1 protein-coding gene is annotated in these 271 nt (G+C 67.2%); it reads left to right on the top strand.

All coding sequences use genetic code 11. The annotated features are described in order from the left end of the window. A partial coding sequence (locus SB717_RS35990; protein WP_410907778.1) for a condensation domain-containing protein occupies positions 1-271 on the top strand: 271 nt, incomplete at both ends.

The raw sequence follows: 271 nt of genomic DNA, 5'->3' as shown, positions 1-271 counted from the left end.
AATCCGCGGTGGCTCCGTTCGCGGAGCACGATCTGCGCAGCGATCCGGAGGCGGAGGGGCGGCGGGCCGGGATCCTCGACGAGGACAGGACGCGCCGGTTCGAGATGGACCGGGCACCGCTGATGCGGTTCACCGCAATTCGGCTCGATGAGAACCGGGTCGACTTCGTGATGACGAGCCACCACATCCTGCTCGATGGCTGGTCCATGCCCCTGGTCCTACGGGAACTGTTCACCCTCTACGCCACCAGCGGCGATGCCACCGTGCTGCC

Origin of the sequence: Priestia sp. SIMBA_032 (genome assembly GCF_046535215.1) — a bacterium.
Classification (GTDB): Bacteria; Bacillota; Bacilli; order Bacillales; family Bacillaceae_H; genus Priestia; species Priestia aryabhattai.
The sequence above is the reverse complement of the archived record's forward strand: the minus strand, read 5'-3'. Positions and strand labels throughout refer to the sequence as shown.